The organism is Pseudomonas lopnurensis (genome assembly GCF_015070855.1).
Taxonomy (GTDB): domain Bacteria; phylum Pseudomonadota; class Gammaproteobacteria; order Pseudomonadales; family Pseudomonadaceae; genus Stutzerimonas; species Stutzerimonas lopnurensis.
In genome coordinates, this window is record NZ_JADDIX010000093.1 from 1 (window position 1) to 5,625 (window position 5,625).

3 protein-coding genes are annotated in these 5,625 nt (G+C 64.9%); 1 reads left to right on the forward strand and 2 read right to left on the reverse strand.

Going from position 1 to position 5,625, the window contains the following annotated elements:
* Window positions 1-227 precede the first annotated feature (227 nt).
* Both gltX and uvrB read right to left on the reverse strand, forming a co-directional pair.
* The gene (gene gltX / locus IN820_RS19770; protein ID WP_193682603.1) at window positions 228-1,709 is read right to left on the reverse strand and encodes a glutamate--tRNA ligase; all 1,482 of its coding nucleotides are present in this window, start codon (window positions 1,707-1,709) and stop codon (window positions 228-230) included.
* Between the two features lie 262 nt (window positions 1,710-1,971).
* Window positions 1,972-3,987: an excinuclease ABC subunit UvrB gene (gene uvrB, locus IN820_RS19775; protein WP_193682604.1), complete on the reverse strand. Its 2,016-nt coding sequence runs from the start codon at window positions 3,985-3,987 to the stop codon at window positions 1,972-1,974.
* 295 nt (window positions 3,988-4,282) lie between these two features.
* Here uvrB and IN820_RS19780 point away from each other — a divergent pair, with 295 nt between their 5' ends.
* Complete coding sequence (locus IN820_RS19780) at window positions 4,283-5,479, forward strand: amino acid aminotransferase (protein WP_193682605.1); 1,197 nt, start codon at window positions 4,283-4,285, stop codon at window positions 5,477-5,479.
* The last annotated feature ends 146 nt before the right edge of the window (window positions 5,480-5,625 follow it).

Here is a 5,625-nt window from a genome sequence, read left to right on the forward strand (position 1 = left end):
GACCTCTTGCATGCCATGCAAGCGCTCTCCCAGCTGAGCTATAGCCCCATCTCGAGGACGGGGCGCATATTAGGGGCGCCCCTGGGCAGTGTCAACATTATTTTCGACCGCAGCCAAAGTTTTTTGGCATTAGGAACAACTACTTACCGCCGACGAATGGCGCCTGCAAGGCGCGCTCGCGCCCCGTGCCGGAGCAACGGGGCGTCGCAGTCGCCCCACCCGCCGACTCAGGCGATCGTCGCCAGCAGCTTTTCCCACTCCTTGGTTTCCTTCTTCGACGCGCTACCCAGCAGCTCCAGCGCGTTGCGCAAGCGGAAGCGGGTCAGGTCCGGCCCGAGGATTTCCATGGCGTCGAGCACAGAAACCGAGCTGGCCTGCCCGGTGATGGCGGCGAACATCAGCGGCATCACGTCACGCAGCTTGAGGCCCAGATGCTCCGCCACCTGGGTGATGCAGGCGGTGATGCGCTCCTTGTCCCACTGGCGCAGCGCCTCGAGCTTCCAGAGGATCAGTTGCAGCACCTGGCGCACCTGGGTTGCGTCCAGCTTCTTGTGGGCGAACAGGGCCGGATCGAGATTCAGCGCACCGGAGAAGAAGAAACCGGCCAACGGCGCGATCTGGCTGAAGGTTTCCACGCGCTGCTGCACGTGCGGCGCGATCCTCATCAGGTAATCGGGGTTCAGCGCCCACTGCTGCACCTCGGCGGCGAACTGCTCCACCGACAGCTCGCGCAGCCACTGGCCGTTGAGCCAGGAAAGCTTCTCCAGGTCGAAGATCGGCCCACCGAGGGAAACGCGCTGGATGTCGAAGTGTTCGATCATCTCGCTCAGCGTGAACTTCTCGCGCTCGTCGGGCATCGACCAACCCATGCGGCCGAGGTAGTTGAGCATCGCCTGCGGCAGGAAGCCCATGCGCTCGTAGAAGGTCACCGAAGTGGGATTCTTGCGCTTGGACAGCTTGCTCTTGTCCGGATTGCGCAGCAGCGGCATGTAGCACAGCTGCGGCTGCTCCCAGCCAAAATACTCGTACAGCTTGATCAGCTTGGGCGCCGACGGCAGCCACTCCTCGCCACGCAGCACGTGGGTGATGCCCATCAGATGGTCGTCGACCACGTTGGCGAGGAAATAGGTCGGCAGGCCGTCGGCCTTCATCAGCACCTGCATGTCCATGCGGTCCCAACCGATCTCGACGGTGCCGCGCAGCATGTCCGGCACCTGGCAGACGCCTTCGGTCGGCACCTTCATGCGGATCACGTGGGACTCGCCACTGGCGATGCGCTGCTGCGCCTGCACCGGGGCGATGTGCATGCAGTGGCCGTCATAGCGCGGGGTTTCCTTGTTGGCCATCTGCTCGGCACGCACCTGATCGAGGCGCTCGGCACTGCAGAAGCAGGGAAACGCGTGGCCCTTGGCGACCAGTTCGTCCGAGTACTTCTTGTAGATCTCGCCACGCTCGCTCTGCCGGTACGGGCCATGCGGGCCGCCGACGTCGGGACCCTCGTCCCACTCGATGCCCAGCCAGCGCAGCGCATCGTAGATCTGCTGTTCGGATTCGCGGGTCGAGCGCAGCTGGTCGGTGTCCTCGATGCGCAGGATGAACTGGCCGCCGTGCTGACGGGCGAAGCACAGGTTGAACAGCGCGATATAGGCGGTACCGACGTGGGGGTCGCCGGTGGGAGATGGCGCGATGCGGGTGCGAACCGTGGTCATGAATGCTCTCGGACGGAAAAGGACAGACGGAAAACGAAAGGACGAATGTTAGCAGGCACGCCGCGATGGGCTCCAGCCGAACGCCTGTGCGGCATCCGCCTTGAAAGCATCGCGCCGGGCGAGACTTCCACACAAGCAGCAGAGGCGCGCCTTCGCGGCGATGCCGTTCGTAGGGTGGAAAACCGCGAAGCGTTTTCCACCACGTTCCGGTGTGGAAGGCGCACCCTTGCGGCGATGCAGGCCGCAGGCCTGCCCCTCCAACTCAGACCTGCAGCAGCCGCTCGCGCAGCTTGTGGATTTCGTCGCGCGCCTCGGCGGCGGCCTCGAACTCCAGGTCGCGCGCCAACATCAGCATCTTCTCTTCCAACTGGCGGATGCGCTTGGTGATCTCGCTCGGCGAGCGCAGTTCGTTCTCGTAGCGCGCGCTCTCCTCTGCGGCCTTCGCCTCGCTGCGCCGTTTCCGGCTGCGCGAACCGGGCACGGTGGCGCCTTCGAGAATGTCCTGGACATCCTTCTTCACGCCCTTGGGCACGATGCCATGCGCCTCGTTGAAGGCGATCTGCTTGTTGCGCCGCCGTTCGGTCTCATCCATGGCGCGCTGCATGGAGCCGGTGACGTTGTCGGCATAGAGGATCGCCCGGCCGTTGAGATTGCGCGCGGCACGGCCGATGGTCTGGATCAGCGAACGCTCCGAGCGCAGGAAGCCCTCCTTGTCGGCATCGAGAATCGCCACCAGCGACACCTCGGGCATGTCCAGCCCCTCGCGCAGCAGGTTGATGCCCACCAGCACGTCGAAGGTGCCCAGGCGCAGGTCGCGGATGATCTCCACCCGCTCCACCGTATCGATATCCGAATGCAGGTAGCGCACCCGCACGTCATGGTCGCCCAGATAGTCGGTAAGATCCTCGGCCATGCGCTTGGTCAGGGTGGTGACCAGCACGCGCTCTTCCTTGACCACGCTCTTGCGGATTTCCGACAGCAGGTCGTCGACCTGGGTCAGCGCTGGGCGCACCTCGATCTGCGGGTCGACCAGGCCGGTCGGGCGCACCACCTGCTCGACCACCCGTCCGGCGTGCTCGGCCTCGTACGGTCCGGGCGTGGCGGAGACGAAGATGGTCTGCGGGCAGATCGCCTCCCACTCGTCGAAGCGCATCGGCCGGTTGTCCAGCGCCGAGGGCAGGCGAAAGCCGTATTCCACCAGGGTTTCCTTGCGCGAACGGTCGCCCTTGTACATCGCCCCTACCTGCGGCACCGAGACGTGGGACTCGTCGATCACCAGCAGCGCATCGGCCGGCAGGTAGTCGAACAGCGTCGGCGGCGGCTCGCCCGCCTCGCGCCCGGAGAGGTAGCGCGAGTAGTTCTCGATGCCGTTGCAGTAGCCCAGCTCCATGATCATTTCCAGGTCGAAACGGGTGCGCTGCTCCAGCCGCTGCGCCTCCACCAACTTGTTGTTGGCGCGCAGGTAGTCGAGGCGCTCGCGCAGCTCGTCCTTGATCCGGTCGATGGCATCGAGCAGGGTTTCGCGCGGCGTCACGTAGTGGCTCTTGGGGTAGAAGGTGAAGCGCGGCAGCTTGCGGATCACTTCGCCGGTCAGCGGATCGAAGGCGGACAGGCTCTCCACCTCGTCGTCGAACAGTTCGATGCGCACCGCTTCGAGGTCGGATTCGGCCGGGAACACGTCGATTACGTCGCCGCGCACGCGGAAGGTGGCGCGGGCGAAATCCATGTCGTTGCGGGTGTACTGCAGGCCGGTCAGGCGCCGCAGCAGTTCGCGCTGGTCGAGACGGTCGCCGCGGTCGATGTGCAGCACCATCTTCAGGTAGGACTGCGGATCACCCAGGCCGTAGATGCACGACACCGTGGTGACGATGATCGCGTCCGGCCGCTCCAGCAGCGCCTTGGTCGCCGACAGGCGCATCTGCTCGATGTGGTCGTTGATCGAGGCATCCTTCTCGATGAAGGTGTCCGACGACGGCACGTAGGCTTCCGGCTGGTAATAGTCGTAGTAGGAGACGAAATACTCCACCGCGTTGTGCGGGAAGAACGCCTTGAACTCACCGTAGAGCTGCGCGGCCAGGGTCTTGTTCGGCGCCAGCACCAGCGTCGGCCGCTGCACGTGGGCGATGACGTTGGCGATGCTGAAGGTCTTGCCCGAACCGGTCACGCCCAGCAGCGTCTGGTGCGACAGCCCGGCCTCGATACCCTCGATCATCTGCCGGATGGCTTCCGGCTGGTCGCCGGCCGGCTTGAAACGCGTGACCAGTTCGAACTGAGACATATCGACCCTCTAGAAACATGCACGACTTTCGGACCGGCAGCGATTGCATGCCGCCCCGGCAGCGCCTCTCACGGCGGCGAATGACGCGCCAGAATGCCCGTGATATCCGCTTGCGAGCCGCCCGGAACCACGCAATGGCGCCCGGTCACCAAGCCGACGAAGCTCGTCATAAATCCTCGCTAGCATATCGCAGGCGCCAGGCATGACCGCTATACTATCGCCCCGTTTGCGCATCACCCTGCGCGCCGACGCGAGGGGTGGTGATCCGTCACTCTTCTCTTCGAGCCCCCTCACCATGAGTTTGTTCTCCGCTGTCGAAATGGCGCCGCGCGATCCTATCCTCGGCCTCACTGAAGCCTTCAACGCCGACACGCGGCCGAACAAGGTCAACCTCGGTGTCGGTGTCTATTACAACGAAGAAGGTCGCATTCCCCTGCTGCGCGCAGTCGCCGAGGCCGAACAGGCCCGCCTCGCCGCGCATGCCCCCCGCGGCTACCTGCCGATCGAAGGCATCGCCGCCTACGACGCCGCCGTGCAGAAGCTGCTGTTCGGCGAAGACTCCGCCCTGATCGCCGAGGGTCGGGTCATCACCGCCCAGGCGCTCGGCGGCACCGGCGCGCTCAAGGTCGGCGCGGACTTCCTCAAGCGCCTGTTGCCCGACGCCGTGGTCGCCATCAGCAACCCGAGCTGGGAAAACCACCGCGCGCTGTTCGAGTCCGCCGGCTTCCCGGTGCGCCACTACAGCTATTACGACGCCGCCAGCCATGGCATTGATCGCGCCGGCATGCTCGCCGACCTGCAGAACCTGCCGGCACGCTCCATCGTCGTGCTGCACGCCTGCTGCCACAACCCCACCGGGGTCGACCTGGCCCTGGACGACTGGAAGCAGATTCTCGACGTGCTCAAGGCCCGGGATCACGTCCCCTTCATCGACATCGCCTACCAGGGCTTCGGCGACAGCATCGAGGAAGATGCCGCCGCGGTGCGCCTGTTCGCCGAGTCGGGCATGACCTTCTTCGTCTCCAGCTCATTCTCCAAGTCCTTCTCGCTGTACGGCGAGCGGGTCGGCGCGCTGTCGATGGTCACCCAGAACCGCGACGAGTCGGCGCGCGTGCTGTCACAGGTCAAGCGCGTGATTCGCACCAACTACTCCAACCCGCCGACCCATGGCGCCACCATCGTCTCCGCCGTGCTCAACAGCCCGGAACTGCGCGCCCTGTGGGAAAGCGAGCTGGGCGAGATGCGCAGCCGCATCCGCGAAATGCGCCTGTGCATGGTCGAGCAGCTGGCGGCCAAGGGCGCCAAGCAGGACTTCGGCTTCGTCGCCGCCCAGCGCGGCATGTTCTCCTACTCTGGCCTCAGTGCCGAACAGGTCGAGCGCCTGCGCGTCGAGTTCGGCGTCTACGCCATCGGCACCGGCCGCATCTGTGCCGCCGCACTGAATCGCAGCAACATCGGCCACGTGACCGACGCCATCGTCCAGGTACTCTGAACGACGCCGCCAGGGGCCCTCGGCCCCGCTTGGCGGACACGCTGCCGGGAACATGCGAAGGGGTTGACTTCTCCTTTTCAAACAGTAGGATACGCACCGTTGTTCCGCGATAGCTCAGTCGGTAGAGCAAATGACTGTTAATCATT

Excerpts from the sequence above, each read along its gene's own strand:
- gltX (WP_193682603.1), bottom strand. The coding sequence starts at position 1,709 with ATGACCACGGTTCGCACCCGCATCGCGCCATCTCCCACCGGCGACCCC.
- uvrB (WP_193682604.1), bottom strand. The coding sequence starts at position 3,987 with ATGTCTCAGTTCGAACTGGTCACGCGTTTCAAGCCGGCCGGCGACCAG.
- IN820_RS19780 (WP_193682605.1), top strand. The coding sequence starts at position 4,283 with ATGAGTTTGTTCTCCGCTGTCGAAATGGCGCCGCGCGATCCTATCCTC.